The organism is Mycobacterium timonense (assembly GCF_025821985.1).
Taxonomy (GTDB): Bacteria; Actinomycetota; Actinomycetes; order Mycobacteriales; family Mycobacteriaceae; genus Mycobacterium; species Mycobacterium avium.
On record NZ_JACKSY010000013.1, the window covers coordinates 25814 to 51888 of the forward strand.

General features: G+C 70.2%; 25 protein-coding genes. 8 read left to right on the forward strand and 17 right to left on the reverse strand.

Annotated elements, in window-relative coordinates; all coding sequences use genetic code 11:
* Window positions 1-5: 5 nt before the first annotated feature.
* Window positions 6-1883 carry a methylmalonyl-CoA mutase small subunit gene (gene mutA / locus H7I87_RS03440; RefSeq protein ID WP_019732384.1) on the reverse strand — a complete coding sequence of 626 codons (1878 nt, stop codon included), beginning with the start codon at window positions 1881-1883 and terminating at the stop codon, window positions 6-8.
* A 180-nt stretch (window positions 1884-2063) separates the two neighbouring features.
* Between mutA and H7I87_RS03445 the strand changes: the two genes are divergently transcribed.
* Window positions 2064-2831 (forward strand): TVP38/TMEM64 family protein, encoded by a 768-nt coding sequence (locus H7I87_RS03445; RefSeq protein WP_019732383.1) that lies wholly within the window; start codon window positions 2064-2066, stop codon window positions 2829-2831.
* A 61-nt stretch (window positions 2832-2892) separates the two neighbouring features.
* Window positions 2893-3882 (forward strand): chymotrypsin family serine protease, encoded by a 990-nt coding sequence (locus H7I87_RS03450; RefSeq protein ID WP_062890870.1) that lies wholly within the window; start codon window positions 2893-2895, stop codon window positions 3880-3882.
* A gap of 412 nt (window positions 3883-4294) precedes the next feature.
* Here H7I87_RS03450 and H7I87_RS03455 read toward each other — a convergent pair whose 3' ends face one another.
* Window positions 4295-5749 carry a HAMP domain-containing sensor histidine kinase gene (locus H7I87_RS03455; protein WP_033727092.1) on the reverse strand — a complete coding sequence of 485 codons (1455 nt, stop codon included), beginning with the start codon at window positions 5747-5749 and terminating at the stop codon, window positions 4295-4297.
* Complete coding sequence (locus H7I87_RS03460; RefSeq protein ID WP_019734443.1) at window positions 5746-6468, reverse strand: response regulator transcription factor; 723 nt, start codon at window positions 6466-6468, stop codon at window positions 5746-5748. The genes H7I87_RS03455 and H7I87_RS03460 overlap by 4 nt, the downstream gene beginning before the upstream one ends.
* A gap of 306 nt (window positions 6469-6774) precedes the next feature.
* Here H7I87_RS03460 and H7I87_RS03465 point away from each other — a divergent pair, with 306 nt between their 5' ends.
* Window positions 6775-7113, forward strand: coding sequence for a hypothetical protein (locus tag H7I87_RS03465; protein WP_033718273.1), 339 nt, complete (start codon window positions 6775-6777; stop codon window positions 7111-7113).
* Window positions 7114-7120: 7 nt separating this feature from the next.
* Entirely contained in the window at window positions 7121-7615 is a 495-nt protein-coding gene (locus H7I87_RS03470) for a nitroreductase family deazaflavin-dependent oxidoreductase (RefSeq protein WP_019734117.1), read from the forward strand.
* Here the strand turns inward: H7I87_RS03470 and H7I87_RS03475 are convergent.
* Genes H7I87_RS03475 through H7I87_RS03485 form a run of 3 tightly spaced genes read right to left on the reverse strand, consistent with a single transcriptional unit; the run spans window position 7612 to window position 9588 of the window.
* Complete coding sequence (locus tag H7I87_RS03475; RefSeq protein WP_019734118.1) at window positions 7612-7968, reverse strand: DoxX family protein; 357 nt, start codon at window positions 7966-7968, stop codon at window positions 7612-7614. The two genes, H7I87_RS03470 and H7I87_RS03475, sit on opposite strands and share 4 nt — an antisense overlap.
* An 18-nt stretch (window positions 7969-7986) precedes the next feature.
* A complete protein-coding gene (locus H7I87_RS03480) occupies window positions 7987-9120 on the reverse strand; it encodes an SPFH domain-containing protein (protein ID WP_003876107.1) in 1134 nt (377 codons plus the stop codon).
* A 30-nt stretch (window positions 9121-9150) separates the two neighbouring features.
* Window positions 9151-9588 carry an NfeD family protein gene (locus H7I87_RS03485; protein ID WP_019734119.1) on the reverse strand — a complete coding sequence of 146 codons (438 nt, stop codon included), beginning with the start codon at window positions 9586-9588 and terminating at the stop codon, window positions 9151-9153.
* Between the two features lie 57 nt (window positions 9589-9645).
* Here H7I87_RS03485 and H7I87_RS03490 point away from each other — a divergent pair, with 57 nt between their 5' ends.
* Entirely contained in the window at window positions 9646-10572 is a 927-nt protein-coding gene (locus H7I87_RS03490; RefSeq protein ID WP_009977543.1) for an Rv1486c family protein, read from the forward strand.
* A gap of 3 nt (window positions 10573-10575) precedes the next feature.
* On the opposite strand, the gene H7I87_RS03495 is transcribed toward H7I87_RS03490, so the two are convergent.
* Genes H7I87_RS03495 through fabG1 form a run of 3 tightly spaced genes read right to left on the reverse strand, consistent with a single transcriptional unit; the run spans window position 10576 to window position 13204 of the window.
* Window positions 10576-11586: a ferrochelatase gene (locus H7I87_RS03495; RefSeq protein ID WP_019731748.1), complete on the reverse strand. Its 1011-nt coding sequence runs from the start codon at window positions 11584-11586 to the stop codon at window positions 10576-10578.
* Window positions 11587-11592: 6 nt separating this feature from the next.
* On the reverse strand, window positions 11593-12402 hold the full coding sequence (inhA, locus tag H7I87_RS03500) for an NADH-dependent enoyl-ACP reductase InhA (protein WP_062890697.1): 810 nt from the start codon (window positions 12400-12402) through the stop codon (window positions 11593-11595).
* 34 nt (window positions 12403-12436) lie between these two features.
* On the reverse strand, window positions 12437-13204 hold the full coding sequence (gene fabG1 / locus H7I87_RS03505) for a 3-oxoacyl-ACP reductase FabG1 (protein WP_011725384.1): 768 nt from the start codon (window positions 13202-13204) through the stop codon (window positions 12437-12439).
* A gap of 140 nt (window positions 13205-13344) precedes the next feature.
* On the opposite strand from fabG1, the gene H7I87_RS03510 reads away from it, so the two are divergent.
* Entirely contained in the window at window positions 13345-14184 is an 840-nt protein-coding gene (locus H7I87_RS03510; RefSeq protein ID WP_031345241.1) for a type IV toxin-antitoxin system AbiEi family antitoxin, read from the forward strand.
* Between the two features lie 109 nt (window positions 14185-14293).
* Here H7I87_RS03510 and H7I87_RS03515 read toward each other — a convergent pair whose 3' ends face one another.
* The 6 genes from H7I87_RS03515 to H7I87_RS03540 form a co-directional block, all read right to left on the reverse strand.
* Window positions 14294-15301 (reverse strand): VWA domain-containing protein, encoded by a 1008-nt coding sequence (locus H7I87_RS03515; protein WP_003876099.1) that lies wholly within the window; start codon window positions 15299-15301, stop codon window positions 14294-14296.
* Window positions 15302-15308: 7 nt separating this feature from the next.
* Window positions 15309-16259, reverse strand: coding sequence for a DUF58 domain-containing protein (locus H7I87_RS03520; RefSeq protein ID WP_063967091.1), 951 nt, complete (start codon window positions 16257-16259; stop codon window positions 15309-15311).
* Entirely contained in the window at window positions 16256-17398 is a 1143-nt protein-coding gene (moxR1, locus tag H7I87_RS03525) for a chaperone MoxR1 (protein WP_003876097.1), read from the reverse strand. The genes H7I87_RS03520 and moxR1 overlap by 4 nt, the downstream gene beginning before the upstream one ends.
* A 122-nt stretch (window positions 17399-17520) precedes the next feature.
* A complete protein-coding gene (ripB, locus tag H7I87_RS03530; protein WP_003876096.1) occupies window positions 17521-18255 on the reverse strand; it encodes an NlpC/P60 family peptidoglycan endopeptidase RipB in 735 nt (244 codons plus the stop codon).
* A 25-nt stretch (window positions 18256-18280) separates the two neighbouring features.
* Complete coding sequence (gene ripA / locus H7I87_RS03535) at window positions 18281-19693, reverse strand: NlpC/P60 family peptidoglycan endopeptidase RipA (RefSeq protein ID WP_023861230.1); 1413 nt, start codon at window positions 19691-19693, stop codon at window positions 18281-18283.
* A 229-nt stretch (window positions 19694-19922) separates the two neighbouring features.
* Window positions 19923-20468 (reverse strand): Rv1476 family membrane protein, encoded by a 546-nt coding sequence (locus H7I87_RS03540; protein ID WP_011725386.1) that lies wholly within the window; start codon window positions 20466-20468, stop codon window positions 19923-19925.
* 230 nt (window positions 20469-20698) lie between these two features.
* Here H7I87_RS03540 and H7I87_RS03545 point away from each other — a divergent pair, with 230 nt between their 5' ends.
* Together H7I87_RS03545 and H7I87_RS03550 are read left to right on the forward strand one after the other, a co-directional pair.
* Window positions 20699-23512, forward strand: coding sequence for an aconitate hydratase (locus tag H7I87_RS03545; protein WP_011725387.1), 2814 nt, complete (start codon window positions 20699-20701; stop codon window positions 23510-23512).
* Window positions 23513-23547: 35 nt separating this feature from the next.
* Window positions 23548-24126, forward strand: a complete 579-nt coding sequence (locus H7I87_RS03550; RefSeq protein ID WP_003876092.1) for a TetR/AcrR family transcriptional regulator — start codon at window positions 23548-23550, stop codon at window positions 24124-24126.
* Here H7I87_RS03550 and H7I87_RS03555 read toward each other — a convergent pair.
* Together H7I87_RS03555 and H7I87_RS03560 are read right to left on the reverse strand one after the other, a co-directional pair.
* On the reverse strand, window positions 24123-24332 hold the full coding sequence (locus tag H7I87_RS03555; protein ID WP_003876091.1) for a helix-turn-helix domain-containing protein: 210 nt from the start codon (window positions 24330-24332) through the stop codon (window positions 24123-24125). The two genes, H7I87_RS03550 and H7I87_RS03555, sit on opposite strands and share 4 nt — an antisense overlap.
* Before the next feature lie 102 nt (window positions 24333-24434).
* On the reverse strand, window positions 24435-26072 hold the full coding sequence (locus H7I87_RS03560) for an ABC-F family ATP-binding cassette domain-containing protein (RefSeq protein WP_003876090.1): 1638 nt from the start codon (window positions 26070-26072) through the stop codon (window positions 24435-24437).
* Window positions 26073-26075 lie beyond the last annotated feature (3 nt).

Genomic DNA, 26075 nt, shown 5'->3' on the forward strand with positions numbered 1-26075 from the left:
GGTAACTACGCCCCCAGCCTTGTGAGCAGATCCGACAGTGCTTCGACCGCATTGATTTTCGCGGTCAGGAATTGGTCCGGCCGGTGCTCGGCGTCCGTCACGGCTTTCTCCGGCCCGGCCAGATAGACCCGGGAGACGCCGGCGCCGCGCGCTGCCTGCACGACGCCCGACGCCTCGTCCTGGTAGCGCTTGTCGGTGCCGCAGATGACCGCCACCGCCGGCGATCCCGCTTCTTTGACGGCCTTAGCGACGCCGGCGGCGTCGACGGTTCCTGGGTTGACCGCCTCGATGCCCCCGGAAGCCAGCAGGTTCGACGCGAACGTCGCGCGAATGTTGTTCTCGGCCAACGGCCCCAGCGGCAGCAACAACACCTGCGGGCGCGAGCCGGTGCGGGCCAGGTAGGCGTCGGAGCGGTCGCGCAGCGCCTCGAAGTCGGTGGCGTACCGGATCAGCTTGCCCGCCGCGAGCGGCGAATACGACGAATCGCTGTGCGGCAGCGCCGGTTCGGCGAGGTTGGGGAATTCGTTGACGCCGGTGATCGCGGTCCGCCGATGCGCGATGTCGTCGCGGCGGCGGGCGGCGATCTCGGCGATCTGGCCGGCGATGAAATCGCGGGCCTCGGCGAATCCCCCGCGCGCCTCGATGGCCTGGAAGTGCTGCCAGGCCCGCTCGGCCAGCCGCTGGGTGAGGTCCTCCACGAACCAGGATCCCGCGGCCGGGTCCAGGACCCGGCCCACGTGCGACTCCTCGAGCAGCAGCAGCTGGGTGTTGCGGGCGATGCGGCGGGCGAAACTCGTTGCGGTGCCCGGGAATCCACCGTCGATGGCCACATCGAACGGGAACACCAGCAGCGAGTCGGCGCCGCCGACGCCCGCCCCGAACGCGGCCAGCGTGCAGCGCAGCATGTTCACCCAGGGATCCCGCTGAGTCATCATCGGCAGCGACGTCTCGGCGTGCACCACGGCCGCACCGGCGTCCGGCTCGCCGACCACCTCGGCCACCCGCGCCCACACCGTACGCGCCGCGCGGAACTTGGCGATGGTCATGAACTGGTCGTCATCGGCGGCGAACCGGAAGCTGATCTGGCGCAACGCCGCAGCGATCGTCAACCCCGATTCGGTGAGCACCCGCAGGTAATTGACCCCGGCCGCGATCGAGGCGCCCAGCTCCCATGACGCGTTGGCGCCCAGGTTGTGGAAGGCGGGCCCGTCGACGGTGATCGCGCGGACCCCGGTGTGACCGGCGGCCCGCTTGGCGACGGCGACCACGTCCTTGAGCTCCGGGGCGGGGCGCCCGCTCAGCCCCGCGGTCAGCGGGTCGCCGGCCAGGTCGATCGACACCGTGGCGCGCTGGTCGGGTTCGATCTCGTCGGCCAGGCCCAGCACCGCGTCGCTGGCCCCCGGGTAGTCGGCGCCGGCCTCCAGGATCAGCGGCGCCATGCTCAGGTAGACGCCCTGCAGGCTGTCGGCCACCTGGTCGGGCGCCACGCCCGACTCGCCGATCCGCAGCAGCACGGCGCCGGCGCCGTTGCCCAGCGCGTCGAGCACCGCGGAGTTGATGTCCTTGGCCGCGACGCCGGGCACCGGGGTGGCCGGGAACGCCTCGGCGACCTTCCAGCCGGACCTGACGTCGCGCAGCGCGTCGCCGCCGCGCACGAACGGCCACTCGCCTGGCAGCGGCGGTTCGGGCAGCTCGTCGAGCGCGGTGTAGAGCGCGCGGATCGCGATCCCGTCGTACGTCGGGGTTTCCAGCAGCCGCTCCGGCGCGTCCCCCAACTGCTCGGGGTCCTTCCGGGTGCTTTTGGCCAGCACTCCGGCAACCGCACTGCGCCAACGCCCGCGAACCTGTTCCAGGTCGGCGAGTTCGGGTACATCAATGGACACCGATTGCTCCCTTTTCCCAGCATTTGGGCAACAGCTTTGGGGATACCACTTGACTACCGAGGCTAATTGATCGGGGCTCCGCGCTGAAAACCGCCGGCCGGCCCGCGCGGTCCGGATTCGGAGGGAAACGCCAGCCGCGGGAAACGCTGGATTCACCTGCGCCCCGTAATCTTGGAAGGCGTGACGGGTTCCGCCACCAGCAAAATCACCGAAACACTGCGCGATCTCGGCTGCGCGATCGGCGCGGCCGCGCGCGGTGTGTCCCGGTCGCGGATCGCCTGGACAGTGGCGGGCATCACAGCACTGGTGGTGCTGGCGTCGCTGATCCCGCTGCCCTCGCCGGTGCAGATGCGCGACTGGGCGCAGTCCGTCGGGCCGTGGTTCCCGCTGGCGTTTCTGCTCGCGCACATCGTGGTGACGGTGGTGCCCGTGCCGCGCACCGCGTTCACCCTGGCGGCCGGGCTGCTGTTCGGCCCGCTGCTGGGGGTGGCCATCGCGGTGGCCGCCAGCACCGCGAGCGCGATGATCGCGATGCTGTTGGTGCGCGCGGCCGGCTGGCGGTTGACCCGGCTGGTGCGGCACCGGTCGATGGACACCGTGGAAGAGCGGCTGCGGCAGCGGGGCTGGCTGGCGATCGTGTCGCTGCGGCTGATCCCGGCGGTCCCGTTCTCGGCGCTGAACTACGCCGCGGGTGCGTCGAGTGTGCGGGTGCTGCCCTATGGGCTGGCCACCCTGGCCGGGTTGCTGCCCGGCACCGCCGCGGTGGTGATCCTCGGCGACGCGCTGGCCGGTCACCCCTCGTCGCTGCTGTACCTGGTGTCGGCGCTCACCAGCGCGCTCGGGCTGACCGGGCTGGTCATCGAGATCCGCCACTTCCGCCGGCACCACCGCCGCGCACACCGGCACCGCGACGACGAGCCCTCCCCCGAGCCGGCCACCATCGGCTGACACCGAATTTCGCTGAGCGACTTCGCTGAGAGCGCCGCGCGATGCGGCAAAGATCGATCTAATGGTGAGCGTGGACGCGCTGGAGCTCGCCAGCTGGGGGACGCCATACTCACCCGCTCGTACCGTTGCGCTGCCGCTCGGCGCGCTGGTGCTCGCGGTGCTGGCCGTGTTGGGTTTTCTGCCCGGCCGCGCCGAACGGCGGCGCAAGCCGGCGACGGGCGCTTTCCCTGCCACCGATGTGCTGCCGCCGCGTCCGCGCACCCACACCACCTTGCTCACCCTGGCGGCGGTGTGCAGCATCACCGCGCTGGTGGCCGCGGTGTGCCTGCTGCCGAGGGCGGCCACGCCGGCGCAGCAGCCCACCCCGCCGCCCGTGCTGGCGCCGATCGACCTGCCCGCGGCCAGCGCCATCGGCCCGGGCGCAGGGATCTATGTCGACTACACCGACGGTTCCGGTGGAATGGGTTGCACCGCAGGGTTTTTGGTGCGCACCAGCAGCGGCCAGGCCGGCATTCTCACCGCCGGCCACTGCAACCGTCCCGGCGAGCCGAGCAAGGTGACGATGAACCTGGGCGGCGTGCTGCCCTACGCGACGCTGGGCACGTTCAGCCAGACGATCAGCGAGGGTGTGCACGACGAACAGCACGACATCGGTTTGATCATCCTGGACGGCGACAACGTGCCGCAGTCGCCGGCGATTGCGGCGTCGGTGCCGGTGTCCGGTATCGCCGCCAATCTGCAAGTGGGACAACAGCTGTGCAAGTTCGGCATGGGCTCGGGCGCGGACGCCTGCGGGCAGATCGTCGAGATTACCGGCAGCAAGGTGAAATTCCTGGCCGGCGGCCAGTGCGGCGATTCGGGCGGGCCGGTGTACCGGTACGAGAACGACGGCACCGTCAGCGCCGTCGGCATCCTCATCCGCGGCGGTGACCCCTACACCCGCAAGGCCGGGTGCGCGGCCCGGGCCAAATTCTCGGTCGCCGAGCTGGTGCGACCGTGGCTGGACACATGGCAGCTGACCATGGTGACGGCACCGTCGGCTCCGCGCTGATTCGTTCGTCTTCAGCTTGGCTTCAGGCTGGCGTCCTACCGTCTGCTGGTGACTGGTAATACGGTGCGGGACCGCCGTTTTCGCGCTGCACCGATCGAGGATGGAGGGACATAGTGAGACTGAGACAAGCGATCGCTGGTTCGTTGATCGCGGGAGCGCTCGGGGTGGCCGCGGCGGGCTTCGGCGCCGCGGTGGCGAGCGCGGATCCCCCGCCACCGCCGCCGGGCCCGGGGCAGCCGTGGGGGCCGGGGCCGGGCGGCCCGGGTGGACCGCCCCCGCCGCCGGGTGGACCGCCCCCGCCGCCGGGTGGACCGCTGGGCCCGCCGCCGGGCGGGCCGGGCGGGCCTCTGCCACCGCCGGGCTGGTGATGCGTCGACGGGTGGCCGCCTCGAGTATTCGAGGCGGCCACCGTTCACTGTGTGGTCGCCCGCGGCAACGTGAGCCGGAACCGGGCGCCGCCCTGATGCGGCAGGCACACCAGGTCGCCGCCGTGCGCGCGGGCCAGCGCCCGAGCGATGGCCAGGCCCAGCCCGGCGCCGCCGTGATCGCGGGCGCGGCCGGCATCCAGGCGCACCAGCCGGTCGAAAATGTGCTCCCGCTCGTCGTCCGGGATGCCCGGGCCGGTGTCGGTGACGGTGATCTCGGCGGCGCCGTCGCCGGCGCGCAGGTCGATCTTGATAGCGCCGCCGGCCGGGGTGTAGCGGCGGGCGTTGTCGAGCAGGTTGGACACGATCTGCGACAGCCGGGTGGCGTCGGCCCGGACGTTCAGCGCGGTGAGTCCCGTGCGGCGCACGCCGATTTGGGGTGCCAGCAGGGCCGCCCGGTCGGCTTCGTCGCGCAGCACGGCGGCAACGTCGACGTCGTGCAGTTCCAGCGGAAGCCCGGCGTCGATGCGGCTCAGGTCCAGCATGTCGTTGACGAGTCGCCCGGCGCGGCGCGCGTCGGAGAGCAGCAGGCCCGCCCGACGGTATTGCCCGTCGTCGGGGTGTTCGGAGGCGCCGTGCGCGAGTTGCTCCGCGGCGACCTGCATGCCGGCGATCGGGGTGCGCAGCTCGTGGGCGGCGTCGACGAGGAAGCGCCGGGTCGCCGTCTCGGCGCGCTGGGCGGCCTCGGCGGCCTGTTGGGCCCGGCGTTCCGACATCTCCAGAGCGTCCAGCATCGTGTCGAAAGCGCTTGCGGCGCGGCCTAGTTCGGTGTCGGCGCGGTGCGGGCGCAACCGGCGGCCGCGGTCCCCGGTGGTGATGGCGTTGGCCAGCGCGGTGAGCCGGTCCAGCGGGCGCAGGGCCGCCCGGCTGACCGCGATCAACAGCAGCGCCGCGATGAGCAGGGTCACGATGCCGGCGGCGATCATCAGACCGCGCAGTTGCCGGGTGACCTGGGTGGTTTGCGTGGTGTCGGCGACCAGGATCAGCCGCGCGCCGTCGGGCAACGGGTGCACGACGGCCGTCGCAGTCGTATCCGGCGGCGGGCCGGGCGGGGGCGGATAGGGCGGTGGGTACGGCGGCGGGTAGGCCGGCGGCGGATAAGGCGGCGGTAACGGCGGCGGGTACGGCGGGGGCGGTTCGACCGGCCCCTCGGCCAGGTCGGGGCTGATCGCGCGGTCCCCGTAGGCCTGGCCGTCCGCGGTGACGACGAGCGCGCGGATCCCGCCGCCGTTGAGCTCGGCGGCGAGCAGGTCGGGGGCGGTGTGCGCGGCGCTTAGCGCGTCGGCCCGCGACGTCGCGGCGAGCAGCCGGTCGTGCAGGTTGCGGCGGGCGAGCACGCCCATCGTGACGTCGATGGTGACGCCGAGCACCACCAGCAGCACGGTCAACAGCGCCAGCACCACCAGCGTCACCCGGCGTTGCAGCGACGGCGTCGGCGTCATGACCGTTCGGGTTGCAGGCGGTAGCCGATGCCGCGGACGGTGTGCAGGATCCGCGGGCCGTGCGCCTCGAGCTTGCGCCGCAGCCCGCTGACGTGAACCTGCACCAGGTTGGGGTCGTAGGCGTCGTAACCCCACACCCCGTTGAGGATCTGGCCGGCGCTGACGATCCGGCCGCGCTGCTCCACCAGAAATGTCAGCACGCGCAGCTCGGTGGCGGTCAGGTCCAGCCGGTGACCGCCGCGCGCGGCGACTCCGGCGCCGGGGTCCAGCGTGACGTCGCCGACCTGGATCACCTGCGGCAGCCGTCCCCGCCGGCGCAGCACCGCGCCCACCCGCGACACCAGCTCGGCCAGCTCGAAGGGCTTGATGACGTAGTCGTCGGCGCCGCCGTCCAGGCCCCGCAGCCGGTCCGGCAGGCCGTCGCGGGCGGTGATCAGCACGATGCCGATGTCGCCCCAGTCGCGGATCACGTCGATCAGCGCGAACCCGTCGCGTCCGGGCAGCATCACGTCGAGCACCACCAGGTCGGGCCGGATGCCGTCGAGCAGCTCTTCGAGTCGCTCGCCGTCGCGGCGGGCCTCGGTGTGGTAGCCGACCTCGGTGAGCGCCTCGCTGACCATCTCGCGGATGGTCTCGGAGTCCTCGACGACCAGCACCCGCGGGGTGCCGACGGTGAATTGGCCGCCCGCCCCGCGGAGACAATCCGTCATGGCCACCATTGTCGGCGCCGGTGCTGAAACCAACCTGAAGGCGCCGGTGCGCCGGCGTCGCATCCCGCCCCGTTGGCACCAATCCTGCCCCGTCGGCACCAACATCCGCCCCGTTGGCACCAAGAAGTGGGGGTGTGTCAAGTGCCCGCCTCACAGCGACAACCTCGTTAGGACGTCTGACCTGCGGAAACGCGTTGTCGCTGTGAGGCGGGCACAACACCGCTTCTCTCCTCGGGAAACGCAAGTGGCGCCTGAGGCTCAGCGGACAGCCGTTCCTTCAGATCCACTTCAGCTGCGGCTACTACCGTCGCGACCATGACCACGAACGACGACATCAACACCACAACACCCGCGCCGCCGCCGGCCGCGCACCAACCGCCCGAGCGACGCCACTCCACCGGCGTGGTGATCGGCGCCGGCGTGGCGGGCGCGCTGCTCGGCGCGATCGGCACCGTGGCGGCCATCGCCTTCGCCTGGATCATCAGCGTCGGACCGCCCGGCCCGCCGCCGCCGCCCGGGCCGCCGCCGATGTGGGCCGCACCCCCGATGCCGCCCCCGCCGCTGCACGGGCCGCCGGGACCCCCGCACGGCTTCCCGCCGCCACCACCGGGCGAGGCGTTCCCGACGCCGCCGCCGCCCTCGCCGCGCCCCTGAGGGCAAGATGGGAGGCGTGTCGGCCGCCCGATCCTCGTCGCTTTCCGCCAGCATCGCCGCGCGGCTGCTGCGGTCGCGCCGGCTGATGCGGGCACCGATCTGGATCTACCGCGCTCGCGGGGGCGCGGTGTTCGGATCACGCATCCTGCTGCTCGAACACGTCGGCCGAAAGTCCGGGGCGCCGCGCTACGCTGCGTTGGAGGTCGTCGACCACCCGTCGCCCGACGCCTACGTCGTCGCCTCGGGCTTCGGCCCAAAAGCCCAGTGGTTCCGCAACATTCGGGCCAATCCACGGGTCCGGGTGTACGCCGGCAGCCATCCGCCCCGGGCCGCCACCGCGCGCGTCCTCGACCAAGCCGAGGCCGACCGCGCCCTGGCGGCCTACCGCACCCGTCACCCGCGGGCGTGGCAGCGGATGCGGCCCGTGCTGGAAGAGACGCTCGGCGTGCCGATCACTGACACCGGCACCCCGCTGCCGATGGTCGAGTTGCGCCTCGATTAGCTCTCGTCGGGCCCCCGCACCGTCATCGCGGCGAACAACCCCACAAACAGCGCGGCCGGAAGACCGTTGACGACCTTGTCGCGCACCCGCACGTGCGCGCCGACCGCGAGCACGAAGTACAGCGTCAGCATCGCCGTCGTCAGCCGGGCCAGCCCGGGAAAGCGGGTGACCGACAGCAAACCGACCGCCGCGGCCGCCTTCACGACCGGCAGCACCGGCCGGATGTTGTCCGGAACACCCAGGTTGTCAAGAGTTTTGCGGATCGGGGCGACCTGGACGCCGCACGCGACCGCGTCGACGGCGTGGAACACGCCCAGCGCCGCGTAGGTCTTCGGTGAAGTCAACGCACTCATGCGGCAATCCTAGGGAGGCTATTGGGTCAGCTCCCCCGTCGGGCCGTCCGCCGGCTGGCGGGCGATCGCCTCGGCCTTGGCCACCGCCTGCGCGATCGCCGGATCGGTCTCGGTGGAGAACCAGTCCGCGACGTCGGCGTCGTCGTCGGCGCTGTGCTTGGGCACGTCCTCGACCGGCGACGGCTGGAACCGGAACACCCCGTCCTGGCCCGGCGTGCCCAGCAGCTTGGTGAATCCCTGCAGCGCCGCGCTGAAGTCGCTGGGCACCACCCACACCTTGTTGGCGTCGCCGCGCGCCATCTCCGGCAGCGTCTGCAGGTACTGGTAGGCCAGCATCTCCGGGGTCGGGCGGCCGGCCTTGATCGCGGCGAACGTCTTCTCGATGGCCTTGGCCTGGCCCTGCGCCTGCAGGTAGGCCGCGGCCCGCTCACCCTGGGCGCGCAGCATCCGGGACTGCCGGTCGGCCTCGGCCGCCAGGATCGCGGCCTGCTTGGCGCCCTCGGCGGCCAGGATCTGCGCCTGCTTCTGGCCCTCGGCCTCCTTGATCGCCGACTCGCGCATGCCCTCGGCGGTCAGGATCATCGCCCGCTTCTCGCGGTCGGCCTTCATCTGCTTTTCCATCGACGCCTGGATCGACGGCGGCGGGTCGATGCTGCGCAGCTCCACCCGCGCCACCCGCAGGCCCCACCGGCCGGTGGCCTCGTCCAGCACGCCGCGCAGCTGCCCGTTGATCTGGTCGCGGGAGGTCAGCGTCTGCTCCAGCGTCATGCCGCCGACCACGTTGCGCAGCGTTGTGGTGGTGAGCTGTTCGACGCCGACGATGTAGTTGCTGATCTCGTAGACGGCCGCCTGGGGAACGGTGACCTGGAAGTAGACGACGGTGTCGATGTTCAGCGTCAGGTTGTCCTCGGTGATCACCGGCTGGGGCGGGAACGACACCACCCGCTCCCGCAGATCCACCCGGGCCCGGATCCGGTCGATGAACGGCACCAGCAGCGTCAGCTGCCCGCTGACCGTACGGCTGTACCGACCCAGGCGCTCGATCACCGCGGCCTCCGCCTGGGGTATCAGCGCGACCGACTTGGCCACCACCACGATGGCGAAGATCACCAGAACGGCCAGCAGCACCAAACCAGCAACCGCACCTTGCATTGGAATTCCTTTCTCTTGCAGCCCTTTTCGCTAAAGACTGCTCTTGAAGACCACTGCGGTGGCGCCGTCGATCTGCATGACGGTGACCGGCTCACCGGGTTCATAGACGTCGTTCTCGTCGAGCGGACGCGCCGTCCACACCTGGCCGTCCAGCTTCACCTGGCCGCGGTCGCGGGCGACCCGCTCGAGCACCAGCGCGGTTTTGCCCTCCAGCGCCTCGATGCCCAGCTGCGGCACCGCGGCCGGGGTCAGCCGGCGCCGCAGCGGCGGGCGCACCACCACCAGCAGCAGCACCGAGACGACCAGGAACACCGTCCCGTTCAGCCACACCGGGAAATCGGTCAGCCAACTGGTCAGCGCCGCGGCCAGCGCGCCCCCGCCGAGCATCACCAGGAACAGATGGCCGGTAAGGGCCTCCGCACCGGCCAGCACCAGCGCGAATATTAGCCAAAGCACCGCGGCGTGCATGCGGCAAGAATACGCGTGATCGGCCTTCCCGGGGCAAAACAACTACACTGCCTTCTCGTGTGGTGTCCCAGTGTTTCGCTGTCCCTGTGGGCCAATGCCTGGCTCGCCGGCAAGGCCGCGCCCGACGACGTCCTCGACGCGTTATCCGTTTGGGCGCCAAAGCAATCGGTGACCGCGTATGATGCCGTCGCCGCGGGCCACACCGGGCTGCCGTGGCCCGACGTGCACGACGCCGGGACGGTCACGCTGCTGCAGACGCTGCGCGCCGCGATCGGCGTGCCGGTGGGCTCCGGACTGATGCGCGGGACGATCAACGTGGTTTTGCCGGTACCGGGCGATGTGCGCGGGCTGGCCCCCGGCACCCAGTTCGAGCAGGACGCGCTGGCCGCCGGCGAGGCGGTGATCGTCAGCAATCCGCACCAGCCCGGCGCCGCCGTCGGGCTGGTCCCCGAATTCTGTTACGCCGACGACGACGATGGGTCCCAGGACTACGCGCTGACCGAATTGTGCGCGCTGAGCTGGACGGTGTATTCGCTGCCCGGGGCGCCGGTGCTGGACCATCACGAGCTCGGCGACGCCGAGTACACGTTGCGCTCCGCGGTGCGCTCGGCCGCCGAGACGCTGGGCGCCATCGGCCTCGGCTCGGCCGCGTCCGACGTCGACGACCCACGGGGGCTGGTCGAGCAGTTGCTGGAATCGGCACGGCAGCACCGCATTCCGGATCACGCGCCGTCGCGCGCGTTGCGGGTGCTGGAGAACGCCGCGCACGTCGACGCCATCATCGCGGTGAGCGCCGGGCTGAGCCGGTCGGATTCGCCGGACCGATTCGCCGCGCCGATCGCCGCCGGCCTGGAACCGCTTGGCACACAATCGTCGTCGGAGGCGCGCATCGCCGGCGATGCGCTGCGGCCGCTCACCGCGGTGGTGCGTTCGGCGCGGATGGCGGCGGTCACCGCGATCCTGCATTCCGCCTGGGGCGATTAGGTTCTAGCCGGTAGCTTGGGCCGCGCAGTGCGGCGGCCGGCACGGTGCACCGTTGACGCTGGCCAGACAACCGGGCACCGGGTCGGGGCCGGTCACCCGGGCGGGCGTTCGGCCGCAACGCAATTCGTCGATCAGGTCGGCCGCCAACCGCGCGAAACGCGGCTGGGCGTTGGGCGTCGACGCGCGCGCCATCAGCATCCCCGCCGACTCGGCCTGCGCGCGCAGCTCCTCGTCGAGGTCCCACACCACCTCGATGTGGTCGGCCACGAACCCGATCGGGCAGACGATGACGGCCCGGGTGCCGGATTCGGCCAGGGCGCGCAGATGGTCGGCGACGTCGGGTTCGAGCCAGCGGACCTGGGGTGGCCCGGAACGCGACTGCCACACCAGGTCGTGCTCGGCGTACCCGGCGGCGGCCGCCACAAGCCTTGCGGCATAAGCGACTTGGCGGCTGTACAGTCGCGGCCCCAGGCGCTCGTCCGCGGCCACCGGGACCGAATGCGCGGTGAACACCAGACGCGCCCCCGCGGGTACCTTCGCCGCCGCGTCGGCGATCGCGCCGGCGAACATCTCCACGAACAGCGGATGGTCGAAATACGGCCGCAGCTTGACCAGTTCGGGCGCGCCCGGCCCGGCCGCGGTGCGCGCCCGGGCGATGTCCTCGACGTACTGCGTGCAGCTGGAGTAGCCGCTCCAGGCGGAGGTGGTGAACACCGCGGCGCGCCGAATCCCGTTGTCGCGCATGACCTTCACCGTGTCTTCGACGTAGGGCTCCCAGTTGCGGTTGCCGAAGTAGACGGGCAGGTCCTGGGCGGCCCGCAGCTGCTCGATCAGCGCGCGGTTGATGCCGTTGATCGGTGACACCCCGCCGAAATGCAGGTAGTGTTCGGCGACGCGGTCGAGACGTTCCGGCGGCACGCCGCGGCCCCGGGTGACGTTCTCCAAGAACGGCCGAACCTGCTCGGGCCCTTCCGGCCCGCCGAAGGACAGCAGCAGGACGGCGTCGAAATCCATTGCCGTCTACAGCAATTGGGTGCTGGCGCCGCCGTCGGCGTAGATGATGGTGCCGGTGGTGGCCGGCAGCCAGTCGGACAGCAGCGCGCACACCGTCTTGGCCACCGGGGTGGGGTCCTTCATGTTCCAGCCGATCGGGGCCCGCTGATCCCAGCCCTCCTCCAGCAGCCGGATCTGCTCGGCCGCCTGGTCGCCGAGCACGCCGCCGACGATCCCGGCCATCGCCAGCGTGCGGATCGGGCCCGCCGCAACGAGATTCGATCGCACGCCGTGCGGCCCGGCCTCGCGCGCCACGAACCGGTTGACCGACTCCAGCGCGCTCTTCGCGACCGTCATCCAGTTGTAGGCCGGCATCGCCCGGCTGGGGTCGAAGTCCATGCCCACGATCGACCCGCCGGGGTTCATGATCGGCAGCAGCGCCTTGGCCAGCGAGGCGTACGAATACGCCGAGATGTGAATGCCTTTGGCGACATCCTCGTACGGCGCGTCGAAGAACGGGTTGATGCCCATGCCGGTCTGCGGCATGAAGCCGATCGAGTGCACCACCCCGTCGAGCTTGTTGCCCTCGCCGATCTCGGCGGTCACCCGCTGGGCCAGGGTGTTCAGGTGCTCCTCGTTCTGCACGTCGAGCTCGATCAACGGGGCCTTCTCCGGCAGCCGGTCGACGATGCGCTGGATCAGCCGCAGCCGGTCGAAGCCGGTCAGCACCAACTGCGCCCCGGCCTCCTGGGCCACCTTGGCGATGTGAAACGCGATCGACGAGTCGGTGATGATCCCGGTGACCAAGATCCGTTTGCCGTCGAGCAGTCCTGCCATGTCCGTCCTTAATGTCCTTGTGTGCTGGTTGGAATCAGTGGCCCATGCCCATACCGCCGTCGACGGGGATCACCGCGCCGGCGATGTAACTGGCGTCCTCGGAGGCCAGGAAGCTGACGGCCCCGGCGACCTCCGCGGCGGTGCCGACCCGCTTGGCCGGGATGAACTCCAGTGCGCCCGCCTGGATCCGCTCGTCCAGCGCGCGGGTCATCTCGGTGTCAATGTAACCGGGCGCGACGACGTTGGCGGTCACACCCGCCTTGGACAGTTCGCGGGAGATCGAGCGGGCCATCCCGATCAGGCCCGCCTTGGCGGCCGCGTAGTTGGACTGGTTGCCGATGCCCCACATGCCGGACACCGAGCCGATGTAGATGATGCGGCCGAACCGCTTTTTCTGCATGCTGCGCGCCGCGCGCTGGGTCACCCGGAACGCCCCGGTCAGGTTGGCGTTGATGACCTCGGTGAACCGCTCCTCCGTCATCCGGATCAGGAATGCGTCCTTGGAGATACCGGCGTTGGACACCAGCACCTCGACCGGCCCCTGGTGCTCCTCCACCTCTGTGAAGGCGCGGTCGACGGCGTCGTTGTCGGTGACGTCGCACTCGACACCGAACAGCCCGTCGGGCGCCCCGGATCCGCGGTGCGTGACGGCCACCTTGTGGCCGTCGGCGGCCAGCCGCTGGGCGATCGCCAGACCGATGCCCCGGTTTCCTCCGGTCACCAGGACGGAGCGGGAAACGAATGCCGGTCTGCCGAAGTCGGCGGCACTTTCGGTGGTGTTCTCGGTGGCCGTGTCAGTCACCCCGTCAACCTATCGCCTCGGCTGATCGGCCCGGAAACCGGCTGGCCCCGCTCGTAACGCCAGGGCGGAAATCCGGGCGAGTTTGCGCCGTGGCGTTACGAGCGCGCCACGGTGTCGGTGTGGCGCAGCACACTTTCGCCATGACGGACCCCTTCCTGGGCAGCGAAGCCCTGGCCGCGCGGTTGCTGTCTCGCCACGAGTTGCGCACCCGGTACGTCGCGCTGCACCGGGACGTGTATGTCGCTCGCGACGCCGAGTTGACGGCGGTGGTGCGGGCGAAGGCGGCATGGCTGCGGTCGCGCCGGCGCGGCGTGCTGGCGGGTTTCTCGGCCGCCGCGCTGCACGGTTCGAAGTGGATCGACACGGCGCGGCCGGCCGAGATCATCGACACCAATCGCCGTCACGCCCGCGGGGTGCGGGTTTGGGAGGAGCGCATCGAGTGCGACGAGATCACCGTCGTCGACGGCATGGCGGTCACCACGCCGGCGCGCACCGCGCTTGACCTGGCGCGCCGCCATCCCAGGGGCGTGGCGGTCGCCGCCATCGACGCCCTGGTGCAGGCGACGGAGCTGAAGATGGCGGACGTCGAGCTGCTCGTGGACCGCTACCGCGGTCGGCATGACATCAAGGCGGCCAGAGCGGCATTGGCACTGGTCGACGGCGGCGCCCAGTCGCCCAAAGAGAGCTGGCTGCGGGTGTTGCTGATCGACGCCGGGTTCCCGCGGCCGCAGACGCAGATCGCGGTGCGCAACGAATGGGGTTGGGCCGAGGCGTATTTGGACATGGGATGGGAAGAGATCAAGGTCGCCGCGGAGTATGACGGCGACCAGCATCGGGCGAGCCGCTATCAGTACGTCAAAGACATCCGCCGGCTCGAGATGCTCGAGCGGTACGGGTGGATCGTCGTACGGGTCATCGCCGAGGACCGTCCCGACGAGATCATCCGCCGGGTGCGCGACGCCCGGCGACGCCGCTCGTAACGCCACGGCGGAAATCCGGCCGAGATTCCGCCGTGGCGTTACGAGCGCGGCGAAGAGGGCGCGCCCGGCGAGCGCGGCGAAGAGGGCGCGCCCGGCGGGCGCGCCCCACCTAGGTGGGCAGGCGGCGGTTGATGAGCAGCGCGGTCAGCGCGGCCAGCGCCAGCACCAGCGCACCCAGCCGCACCCAGCCCACGCTCGCGTCGCCCTTGATGGTCTCGTAGCCGATCTGCTGCTGCAGCGTCGCGTACACCGACTTCAGCTCCTGCAATGACGCTGCGTTGTAAGCGTTTCCGCCGGAGAGCTGGGCCACCTTCTTCAACGTCTCGTCATCGACCGGCACCGGCTGGCGCTGGTCGTTGATCTCCACGAACCCGTACGGGGTGCCGAACGAGATGGTCGAGATCGGCACGCCCTGATCCTTGGCGGTGCGCGCGGCGGTGAAGGCGCCCTTCGGGTTGTCCGGATTGGTCGGCATCGTCTCCTTGCCGTCGGAGAACAACACGATGCGCGCCGGCGGCGGCTTGTCGCCGCCGCCGATCACCGCGCCCACCGTCGCGATCGCCTGCAGGGCGGTGAAGATGCCCTCGCCGGTGGCGGTGCGGTCGGCGAACTGCAGCTTGTCCAACGCGTTCTTGGTGGCCTCCCGGTTGGTCGTCGGCGACACCAGCACCGTCGCGGTTCCGGCATAGGCGATCAGCCCCAGGTTGATACCGGGGGTCAGCTCGTCGGCGAACTGCTTGGCCGCCTCCTGGGCGGCAGCCATCCGGTTGGGCGCGACGTCGGTGGCCCGCATCGACTGCGACACGTCGATCACCAGCATTACGACCGCGCGGTTGCGCGGAATCCGGACGTCGTTCGTCGGGCCCGCCATCGCGATGGTGAACAGCACCAGCGAGGCCACCAGCAGGATCGCCGGCAGATGCCGCCACGTGGACGGCCGCTTGGGCGCGACGCTTTCCAGCAGCTCCATGTTGGCGAACCGCAGCATCCGCCGCTGCCGGGCCAACTGCATCAGGATGTACAGCGCCGCCAGCCCGGCGACCACCAGCAGGAACAGGAAGAACCACGAATGTTCGAAGCCCGACAACGACATTGGGCCGAGGAACGGCAGGCTCATATTCGAGTCACTGCCGCCCCGCCAATGCCCCGCGCCGGCGGGATTCCACGAACCGCACGATGTCGGCGATCCAGTCGCGGTCGGTGCGCAGCGTCAGGATCGGCGCCCCGCAGCTCCGGATGGTGCGCGCCACGTCGGCCCGGTGCGCCGCGGCGGCCTTGGCGAAGTCGTCGCGCAGCTGGGCGTCGATGGTGAACTCGCGGGTCACGCCCGTCTCGGCGTCCTGCAGCACCACGTCGCCGATGTCGGGCAGTTCGACGTCCCGCGGGTCGAGCACCTCGATGGCCAGCACCTCGTGCCGGGCCGCGATCGCCCGCAGCGGCCGCTGCCAGTTGATCGGACCGAGGAAGTCGCTGATGATCACCGCCATGCCGCGCCGGCGTTCCGGACGGCGCAGCGCGTCGATGGCCGTCGCCAGATCGCCGCGCACCCCGACCGGCGCCCGCGGCGTGGTCGCGATGGTGCGCAGCAGCGTCTGCTCGTGCTGGCGCCCGGATCGGGCCGGCACCCGAGTCATGGTGGCGCCGTTGGCAATCAGCGCGCCGAGCCGGTTGCCGCCGCCGTTGTTGAGGAAGGTGATCGCGGCCGCGGCCGCCACCGCCAGGTCGCGTTTCTCGCACACCGTGGTGCCGAAGTCCAGGCTGGCCGACATGTCGACCACCAGCCAGGTCTCCAGCTCGCGGTCGGCGATCATCTGCCGCACGTGCGGATGCGTGGTGCGCGCGGTGACGGCCCAGTCCATCCGCCGCACGTCATCGCCGGGCTGGTACTCGCGCGACTCCCCCGGCTCGGATCCCGGCCCCGGGATCAGGCCCAGGTGGTCGCCGTGCAGCACCCCGTCGAGCTTGCGTTTGACGGTGAGCTCGAGCGTGCGCAGCGCCGCCGACAGCTTCGGGTCATCGATCTGCCCGCGCTGCATCGAGGGCGGATGCAGCACCGGCCTCTTGGGGTCGGTCACCGACCGCTGGCCGCACCGGCAGGCTGCATCACCGGGGGCACCGAATGCCCTTGCTGCGGAACGGCATTCACTTGAGGCAGGGCGACCGTCTGCAGCACCCGGTTGATGACGATCTCCGGCGAGATCTCGTCGGCCAACGCGTCGTAGGTGAGCACCAGCCGGTGCCGCAGCACGTCCGGAATGACGTCCACGACGTCCTGCGGAATCACGTAGTCGCGGCCGCGCACCAGCGCCAGCGACCGCGCCCCGGCGATGATGCCCAGCGAGGCGCGCGGCGAGGCGCCGAACGAGATCCACGTCTTGACGTCGTTCATGCCCAGCTGTTCGGGGTGCCGGGTGGCGGTGACCACCCGCACCACGTAGTCGACCAGCGCGTGGTGGACGAAGACGTTGGCCGCGATGTCCTGCAGCCGGACCAGGTCGCCGGTGTTGAGGATCTGCTTGGGCTCCGGCGGGCGCACGCCCATCCGGTAGATGATCTCGCGCTCCTCCTCCGGCGACGGGTAGCCGACATTGATCTTGAACAGGAAGCGGTCGCGCTGGGCCTCGGGCAGCGGGTAGACGCCCTCGTGCTCGATCGGGTTCTGCGTCGCCATCACCAGGAACGGATTGGGCAGCGGGAACGTCTTACCGCCGATCGACACGTGGCGTTCCTGCATGACCTCCAGCAGCGCCGACTGCACCTTGGCGGGCGCGCGGTTGATCTCGTCGGCGAGCAGGAAGTTGACCACCACGGGGCCCAGCTCGGTGTCGAACTCCTCCTTGCCCTGCCGGTAGATGCGGGTACCGATGATGTCGGTGGGCACCAGGTCGGGGGTGAACTGGATGCGCGCGAACGTCCCGCCCACCACCTTCGCGAAGGTCTCGACAGCCAGCGTCTTGGCGACGCCGGGCACACCCTCGAGCAGCACGTGCCCCTTGGACAGCAGGCCGACCAGCATCCGCTCGACGAGCTGATCCTGGCCCACGATGATGCGTTTGACCTCGAAGATGGCCCGTTCCAGGGTCTGCACCTCGGCGGCCAGGCCATTGCCGGCGCCGGCTCCGCCGGTCGGCGCTTCGTGCGCGCCCGGGCCGGACTGCCCGCCCGGGCCCGAGTAACCGCCGGCGCCTGGCGGCGGCCCACCTGCTGCTGTCATCGATAACCCTCCAGAGCTCAATCGGACACGACTGCCGGGCAGCGACGTGCCCTCGTCCAACTATTCCAGGCCCGCCGAATTCCGTCGACGCTCGCCCAGCCGATGGCCGGGCCGGCCCGCGATCAGTACTCGATGATCCTAGTCAGGAACGGCGTCATGCCGGGCTTGCGCACCGGGCTGACGGTGACCTTGCCGGCGCTGCCGGACGCCTCGAGCATCTGCCCGTTGCCCAGGTACATGGTGACGTGCTGGGAACCGCCCGGGCCGTAGAAGATGAGGTCGCCGCGGCGGGCCTGGTCCTGCGGGATGTGACGCCCGGCGTTGTACTGGTCGCCGGAGAACCGCGGGATCAGCACGCCGACCCCGGCGAAGCCGTAGCGCATCAGCCCCGAGCAGTCGAACCCGGTGATGTTGGCGCCGTCGCCGACGCCCTTGCTGGGACCGTCCAGCGAGCCGCCGCCCCACGAGTACGGCACCCCCATCTGTGATCCCATCCGCTTGATCACGTACTCGATGGCCTGCCGGCCGTAGACCCGCGGGATCTTGCCGCCCGGGTTGGACGGGGTGGCCGCGGCCGCGGGCGCGTCGTTGCCGCCCAGGTTGATGCCGAGCCCGCCGAGGAATTGCTTGCCCAGGTTCAGCGTGGTCTGGGTGGCCTGCGCGGTGGCCTGCAGCGAGGCGTTGGCGACGGCGAGCGGATCGCCCGGGGCGCCGGCACTGATCTGGGCCGGCAGGGTGGGATCCCACTCGCCGGGGTCGGCCAGCGCGGCCGGCGTCGGTGCTACAGAAAACATCAGCCCGGTCACCATCGCGGTGATCCAGGCGAAGACGATGAGACGAAACCGGTTGCGGCGCATGGCTCCTCGTTCACTGCTCACTTGCTCACCACTCGATGTAACGGACCACGTAGGGCGTCATGCCGCTGGTGCGGACGGGGGCGACGCGGACCTTCAACCCGATGTCGGGCGCCTCGAGCATCTGGCCGTCGCCGAGGTAGATGGTCACGTGCTGGGAGCCGCCCGGGCCGTAGAAGATGACGTCGCCGCGGCGCATCTGCGAGGACGGGATCTTGCGGCCCAGGTTGTACTGCGAGCCCGAGTAGTGCGGCAGCTTGATGCCCACCCCGGCGAACGAATACAGCACCAGCCCCGAACAGTCGAAGCCGACGATGTTGGCGCCGGAGTCGATGCCCTTGCTGGGGCCGGCCGCGTTGCCGCCGCCCCAGGAGTAGGGCACCCCGATCTGCGACATGCCGCGACGGATCACGTACTCCGTCGCCTGGCGCCCATACACCCGCGGGATGCGCGCCCCGACCCCGCCGGGCGCCGCGTTGGTGATGCCGGTGTCGTCGGGCTTGAGGATGCCGAGCTGCTGCAGGAAGTTACGGCCGAGACCGGCGGTGACCTGGGTCGAGGTGGCCGAGATGCCCAGCACCTGGTTGATCACTGCGATCGGGTCGCCGGGAACGTTGGCGCTCGGGATCATCGGCAGGGTGGGGTCCCAGGCGCCGTCCCATTGCCGGCCCGCGGACGGCGCCGGCGCGCCCGCCGATCCCGTCTCCCAGCGGTCGCCCGAGCCCGGGGTGGACAGCTGACGTTTGGCCGCCTCCAGCTTGGCCTGGGCCTGGTCCCGCTCGGTGGCCAGCCGGATCATCTGTTCGCGCTGCTCGTCGAACTTCTGCCGGGAGTTGGTCAGTGCGGCCACCGCGGCGTCCTGGCTGGCCTTGGCGTCGGCGGCGGCCTTGTCGGCGTTCTGCTTGGCCAGCCGCGCCGCCGACTCCCTGTTGACCTGCTCGGTGCGGGCCTGCTGCAGCTTGGCCATCACCGTCTGCGAGCTGGCGGTCAGGGTCTTGGCGGCGGCCTCGGTGGCGATGATGTCGTCGGGGTTGCGTGCGGTCAGGTAGCTGTTCGACGGGCCGTTCATGTAGGCCGCCGCGGCAAACGTGTCGAAGCGGCGCTGCGCGCCGGCGATGGCGGCGTTGGCGTCCTTGACCGCTTGCTGGCTGGCCTCCAGGTCGTGCTGGGCGGCGGCCGCGTTGTCCCGGGCGGTCTCCACGTCGACCAGCGCCTTGTTGACGCTTTCCTGCTCGGTCTGGATTTCGGCGCTGAGGTTCTGCAGGCGCTGGTTGGCCTTGGCGACGTTGGCGATCAGGGCGGCCAGGTTGTCGGCGGCGGGATCAGCCTGCGCCAGGCCCGGGGTGCAGATCAGCAGGGCCACGCTCAACACCGACGGCACGACGGGCCGAACCAGCCTCGCGGCCGGCCGCGCGGAAGACCCCCAGCGTGTGCGTCTCATTCGACTCAGGTCTCCTACGGCTCAACGCAACGGGTGGCGCCGACCACGGAATAATCGTTAGGCACCAAAGACAACACCAGCATCATTTGCACCGTACGTCACACAATTGGGCGCGCAAACGCTCCACCGAAATCGCACTCTCTACGTGCGTTTAATGTGACCGAACGGTTATCTGCCGGGTTTGCCGCGGCGCGGCGGGCCGGTTGCGGCCCGAAGCCGGACGGGCGTGCTACGCGGTGTTTGTCGGCGTCACGGTGTCGGCGCCGGCCGCATCGGGCGGCGTTGCTGCGCGCCTGCTGCGGACCTGCAGCACGCGGGTGCCGACGGCCGCCGCGAAGACCGCGATCAACAGGAAGATGGTCAGCCCGGTCCAGGGGAACTCGGGCGTGTCGAGCTCGTGCAGAAAGTGCTGCGCCGAGACCACCGGGTTGCCGGTCTTGGCGATGTCCTCGCCCGCCTCGAGGGTGACGCGCGGGAACTGGGTGCTGTAGCTGCCGACGTAATTGGGGCTGAGGGTCAGCACCGTGGCGTCGTGGTAGTCCGCGCCGACCACCGTCGAGATGTCGCGCAGCGGGGTGTCGTTGGGCGGATTGTGGTCCAGCAGCACGATTTTGAGGTTAATGCCCTCGGCGCGGGCCTGGTTGACCACCTCGAGCAGGCCGGGCATGGCGGCCGGCGGCGCGCTGACCCCGGTGGCCGCGACCGCAGCCTTGACCATCGTCATGTCGACGTCCACCGGAATGTAGAGCGGTGGCGCAGAATCGTGCCCGGTCATCGTCGTCCCTCCTGCTGCGGCGGTCACGCTGGCGTGACGCTCGGCCCCGGCGGTCACTCTAGTGTGACGCTCGGCGGGCATTCGGGGCCGAACGGGGGTTTAAACCGGCGGGAACGGCGATAAGACTGAGATCAGGACCGCCGACGTAATGCAGGACAAGCGTACTGTTAAAGTTGGCACCGTCGCCGACACGGCCCGTCGGCGGAAGAACTAAATCCTTGGGAGTTGAAGTGACTGATTCTGTGAACTCGTTCGGAGCCCGCAACACCCTCAAGGTCGGCGACAAGAGTTACCAGATCTATCGCCTCGACGCCGTCCCCAATACCGAGAAGCTTCCCTACAGCCTCAAGGTGCTGGCCGAGAACCTGCTGCGCAACGAGGACGGCAGCAACATCACCAAAGACCACATCGAGGCCATCGCGAACTGGGATCCCAAGGCGGAGCCCAGCATTGAAATCCAGTACACGCCCGCCCGGGTGGTGATGCAGGACTTCACCGGGGTGCCGTGCATCGTCGACCTGGCCACCATGCGGGAGGCGATCGCCGACCTGGGCGGCAACCCGGAGAAGGTCAACCCGCTCGCGCCGGCCGACCTGGTGATCGACCACTCGGTGATCGCCGACCTGTTCGGCACGGCCGACGCGTTCGAGCGCAACGTCGAGATCGAATACCAGCGCAACGGCGAGCGCTACCAGTTCCTGCGCTGGGGGCAGGGCGCCTTCTCCGACTTCAAGGTGGTGCCGCCGGGCACCGGGATCGTGCACCAGGTGAACATCGAGTACCTGGCCCGGGTGGTGATGGAGCGCGACGGGGTGGCCTATCCGGACACCTGCGTGGGCACCGACTCGCACACCACGATGGTCAACGGCCTGGGCGTGCTGGGCTGGGGCGTCGGCGGCATCGAGGCCGAGGCCGCGATGCTCGGCCAGCCGGTGTCGATGCTGATCCCGCGGGTGGTCGGCTTCAAGCTGACCGGTGAGATCCAGCCCGGCGTGACGGCCACCGACGTGGTGCTGACCGTCACCGAGATGCTGCGCAAGCACGGCGTGGTCGGCAAGTTCGTCGAGTTCTACGGCGAGGGGGTGGCCGAGGTGCCGCTGGCCAACCGCGCCACCCTGGGCAACATGAGCCCCGAATTCGGTTCCACCGCAGCGATTTTCCCGATCGACCAGGAAACCATCGACTACCTGAAGTTCACCGGCCGCAACGCCGAGCAGGTGGCGCTGGTCGAGACCTACGCCAAAGAGCAGGGCCTGTGGCACGACCCCGCCCACGAGCCGGCCTTCTCGGAGTACCTGGAGCTCGACCTGTCCCAGGTGGTGCCCTCGATCGCCGGGCCCAAGCGCCCCCAGGACCGAATTGCGTTGTCGCAGGCCAAGTCCGTCTTCCGCGAGCAGATCCCCAGCTACGTCGGCGACGGCGACGGGCAGCAGGGCTACTCGAAGCTGGACGAGGTGGTCGACGAGACGTTCCCGGCCAGCGACCCGGGGGCGCCGTCCAACGGCCACGCCGACGACCTGCCCGCGGTGCAGTCGGCCGCCGCGCACGCCAACGGCCGCCCGAGCAACCCGGTGACGGTCCGCTCCGACGAGCTGGGCGAGTTCGTGCTCGACCACGGCGCGGTGGTGATCGCCGCGGTCACGTCGTGCACCAACACCTCCAACCCCGAGGTGATGCTGGGCGCGGCGCTATTGGCGCGCAACGCCGTTGAGAAGGGGCTGGCCTCCAAGCCGTGGGTGAAGACCACGATGGCGCCGGGCTCGCAGGTGGTCCACGACTACTACGACAAGGCCGGCCTGTGGCCGTATTTGGAGAAGCTCGGCTTCTATCTGGTCGGCTACGGCTGCACCACCTGCATCGGCAACTCCGGTCCGCTGCCCGAGGAGATCTCGAAGGCCATCAACGACAACGACCTGTCGGTGACCGCGGTGCTCTCGGGTAACCGCAACTTCGAGGGCCGCATCAACCCGGACGTGAAGATGAACTACCTGGCATCGCCGCCGCTGGTGGTGGCCTACGCGCTGGCCGGCACCATGGACTTCGACTTCGAAAAGCAGCCGCTGGGCAAGGACAAGGACGGCAACGACGTCTACCTGAAGGACATCTGGCCGTCGCAGAAGGACGTCTCGGACACCATCGCATCGGCGATCAACTCCGAGATGTTCACCAAGAACTACGCCGACGTCTTCAAGGGTGACGAGCGCTGGCGCAACCTGCCCACCCCGAGCGGCAATACCTTTGAGTGGAGCCCGGATTCGACGTACGTGCGCAAGCCGCCGTACTTCGAGGGCATGCCGGCCGAGCCCGAGCCGGTCGCCGACATCTCCGGCGCGCGGGTGCTGGCGCTGCTGGGCGACTCGGTGACCACCGACCACATCTCCCCCGCCGGCAGCATCAAGCCGGGCACCCCGGCGGCGCAGTACCTCGACGAGCACGGCGTGGACCGCAAGGATTACAACTCCTTCGGCTCGCGGCGCGGCAACCATGAGGTGATGATCCGCGGCACGTTCGCCAACATCCGGCTGCGCAACCTGCTGCTCGACGACGTGGCCGGCGGCTACACCCGCGACTTCACCCAGGACGGCGGTCCGCAGGCGTTCATCTACGACGCGGCGCAAAACTATGCGGCACAGAACATTCCGCTGGTGGTGCTGGGCGGCAAGGAATACGGGTCCGGCTCGTCGCGAGACTGGGCGGCCAAGGGCACCCGGCTGCTGGGCGTACGCGCGGTGATCGCCGAGTCGTTCGAACGGATCCACCGCTCCAATCTGATCGGGATGGGTGTGATCCCGCTGCAGTTCCCGGACGGCAAATCGGCCAAGGACCTGGGGCTGGACGGCACCGAGGTGTTCGACATCACCGGCATCGAAGAGCTCAACAAGGGCAAGACACCGAAGACGGTGCACGTCAAGGCGAGCAAAAACGGTTCGGACGCAGTCGAATTCGATGCGGTGGTGCGCATCGACACCCCCGGTGAGGCGGACTACTACCGCAACGGCGGCATCCTGCAGTACGTGCTGCGCAACATGCTCAAGTCCGGCTGACCCGGCCGACGACTCCCTGCCGGATGCCCAGCTAGATGCCAAAAGTCAGCGAGGACCATCTGGCGGCCCGGCGCCGCCAGATCCTCGACGGCGCCCGCCGCTGCTTCGCCGAATTCGGCTACGACAAGGCCACGGTGCGCCGGCTGGAGCAGGCCATCGGGATGTCGCGCGGCGCGATCTTCCACCACTTCCGGGACAAGGACGCGCTGTTTTTCGCCCTCGCCCACGAGGACGCCGAGCGGATGGCCGAGGTGGCGTCGCGGGCCGGGCTGATCCAGGTGATGCGCGACATGCTGGCCGCGCCCGACCAGTTCGACTGGCTGGCCACCAGATTGGAGATCGCCCGCAAGCTGCGCAACGATCCGGCGTTCAGCCGCGGCTGGGCGGAACGCTCCGCCGAACTGGCGGCCGCGACCACCGACCGGCTGCGTCGGCAGACCGAGGCGCACCGGGTGCGCGACGACGTGCCCGGCGATGTGCTGCAGTGCTACCTGGAGTTGGTGCTCGACGGGCTGGTGGCCCGGTTGGCGTCCGGCGAGGATCCGCAGCGGCTGTCCGCGGTGCTGGACCTGGTGGAAAACTCGGTGCGGCGCAACGACTCCCGGCCGGGCTAGGCGCGCGCCGCCTTGGCCGTGCGGTTGGGCCCGCCGCGGCTGCGCATCGTGGTCCCCGACTCGCGCAGCATGCTGTGAATCGACCCGTAGGACCGGCCGGTCCGCGCGACCAGACTGCGGATGCTGGCGCCGCTTTCGTAGGCGTGACGTAGCTCGTCCAACAACTGGTCGCGCGAGTTGGCCGACCGCTGCACTGTTCTTCTCATGGCTCCTCCGACGCCCGGACACATCGCAAGCCCCTAGAGTAGAAAGCCGTCGCCGGGTGCGGGCGGATTTCGCCGAATCGCCTGCGGCGGCGTGCCGTCAGATCAGGCGAGCTCGATGAGATCGCGGTATTCGTCGGACCAGTAGTCCTCGGTGCCGTCGGGCAACAGCACCACCCGCTGCGGGTCGAGGGCCTCGGCGGCGCCCGGGTCGTGCGTCACCAGCACCACAGCGCCGGTGTAGCTGCGCAGCGCGTCGAGCACCTGCTCGCGCGAGGCGGGATCGAGGTTGTTGGTCGGCTCGTCGAGCAGCAACACGTTGGCGGTCGACGCGACCAGACCGGCCAGCGCCAGCCGGGTCTTCTCGCCGCCGGACAGCGTGCCGGCCGGTTGGTCGAGTTGGGGCCCGCTGAACATGAACGCCCCCAGCAGGCCGCGCAGGTCCTGCTCGCCGGAATCCGGTGCGGCGTGGCGGATGTTCTGCCAGACGGTCGCATCGTTGTCCAGCGTGTCGTGTTCCTGCGCGAAATAGCCGATCCGCAAACCGTGTCCGGGCTCGATCCGTCCGGTGTCGGGCGTCTCGGCGCCGGCCAGCAGGCGCAGCAGGGTGGTCTTGCCGGCGCCGTTGAGGCCCAGCACCACCACCCGGGAGCCGCGGTCGATGGCCAGGTCCACCCCGCTGAACACCTCCAGCGACCCGTAGGACTTGCTCAGCCCGGTGGCGGTCAGCGGGGTGCGCCCGCAGGCCGCCGGCGTGGGGAACTTGATGCGGGCCACCTTGTCGGCGACGCGCTCCTCGTCGAGCGCGGCCATCATCCGGTCGGCGCGACGCAACATGTTCTGTGCCGCAACGGCTTTGGTGGCCTTGGCGCCCAGCTTGGCGGCCTGGGTGCGCAGCGCGGCGGCCTTGCGTTCGGCGTTGGCGCGTTCCCGGCGGCGGCGCTGTTCGTCGGTGGCCCGCGCGTCGAGGTACTTCTGCCAGCTCATGTTGTAGACGTCGACCTCGCCGCGCACCGCGTCCAAAAACCAGACCCGGTTGACGACGTCGGCGAGCAGCTCGACGTTGTGGCTGATGATCACCAGCCCGCCGGTGTGGGCCCGCAGGAAGTCGCGCAGCCAGCCGATCGAATCGGCGTCCAGGTGGTTGGTCGGCTCGTCGAGCAGCAGCGTGGTCGCCGAACCAGAACCGGTGGCCCCACCCTCAGCGGCGGCGAACAGGATGCGGGCCAGCTCCACCCGGCGGCGCTGCCCGCCGGACAGGGTGCGCAGCTGCTGCGTCAGCACCCGTTCCGGCAGGCCGAGGCTGGCGCAGATGCGGCTGGCCTCGCTCTCGGCGCCGTAGCCGCCCAGGGCCACGAAACGCTCCTCGAGCTGGCCGTACCGGCGGATCGCGCGGTCGCGGGCGTCGTCGTCGGCGACCTCGGCCATCAACGCCTGCTGCTTTTCCAGGTCGGTGAGCAACACGTCCAGCCCGCGCGCCGACAGCACCCGGTCGCGGGCCAGCACGTCCAGGTCGCCCTCTTTGGGATCCTGTGGCAGATAACCGATTTCGCCGCTGCGGGCGATCGTCCCGGCGTACGGCTCGGTCTCCCCCGCCAGGATGCGCAGGGTGGTGGTCTTGCCGGCGCCGTTGCGGCCGACCAACCCGATCCGGTCGCCGGGCTGCACGCGTAGGTCGGGCCCGTCGGGTGAGAGCAGGATGCGCGCGCCCGCGCGGACCTCGAGGTCCGTGGCCGTGATCACGAT

Coding starts and splice junctions, on each gene's coding strand:
- H7I87_RS03450 (WP_062890870.1), top strand. CDS start 2,893: ATGGTGAGCGTGGACGCGCTGGAGCTCGCCAGCTGGGGGACGCCATAC.
- H7I87_RS03455 (WP_033727092.1), bottom strand. CDS start 5,749: ATGACGCCGACGCCGTCGCTGCAACGCCGGGTGACGCTGGTGGTGCTG.
- H7I87_RS03460 (WP_019734443.1), bottom strand. CDS start 6,468: ATGGTGGCCATGACGGATTGTCTCCGCGGGGCGGGCGGCCAATTCACC.
- H7I87_RS03465 (WP_033718273.1), top strand. CDS start 6,775: ATGACCACGAACGACGACATCAACACCACAACACCCGCGCCGCCGCCG.
- H7I87_RS03470 (WP_019734117.1), top strand. CDS start 7,121: ATGGGAGGCGTGTCGGCCGCCCGATCCTCGTCGCTTTCCGCCAGCATC.
- H7I87_RS03475 (WP_019734118.1), bottom strand. CDS start 7,968: ATGAGTGCGTTGACTTCACCGAAGACCTACGCGGCGCTGGGCGTGTTC.
- H7I87_RS03480 (WP_003876107.1), bottom strand. CDS start 9,120: ATGCAAGGTGCGGTTGCTGGTTTGGTGCTGCTGGCCGTTCTGGTGATC.
- H7I87_RS03485 (WP_019734119.1), bottom strand. CDS start 9,588: ATGCACGCCGCGGTGCTTTGGCTAATATTCGCGCTGGTGCTGGCCGGT.
- H7I87_RS03495 (WP_019731748.1), bottom strand. CDS start 11,586: ATGGATTTCGACGCCGTCCTGCTGCTGTCCTTCGGCGGGCCGGAAGGG.
- inhA (WP_062890697.1), bottom strand. CDS start 12,402: ATGGCAGGACTGCTCGACGGCAAACGGATCTTGGTCACCGGGATCATC.
- H7I87_RS03510 (WP_031345241.1), top strand. CDS start 13,345: ATGACGGACCCCTTCCTGGGCAGCGAAGCCCTGGCCGCGCGGTTGCTG.
- H7I87_RS03515 (WP_003876099.1), bottom strand. CDS start 15,301: ATGAGCCTGCCGTTCCTCGGCCCAATGTCGTTGTCGGGCTTCGAACAT.
- moxR1 (WP_003876097.1), bottom strand. CDS start 17,398: ATGACAGCAGCAGGTGGGCCGCCGCCAGGCGCCGGCGGTTACTCGGGC.
- ripB (WP_003876096.1), bottom strand. CDS start 18,255: ATGCGCCGCAACCGGTTTCGTCTCATCGTCTTCGCCTGGATCACCGCG.
- ripA (WP_023861230.1), bottom strand. CDS start 19,693: ATGAGACGCACACGCTGGGGGTCTTCCGCGCGGCCGGCCGCGAGGCTG.
- H7I87_RS03540 (WP_011725386.1), bottom strand. CDS start 20,468: ATGACCGGGCACGATTCTGCGCCACCGCTCTACATTCCGGTGGACGTC.
- H7I87_RS03550 (WP_003876092.1), top strand. CDS start 23,548: ATGCCAAAAGTCAGCGAGGACCATCTGGCGGCCCGGCGCCGCCAGATC.
- H7I87_RS03555 (WP_003876091.1), bottom strand. CDS start 24,332: ATGAGAAGAACAGTGCAGCGGTCGGCCAACTCGCGCGACCAGTTGTTG.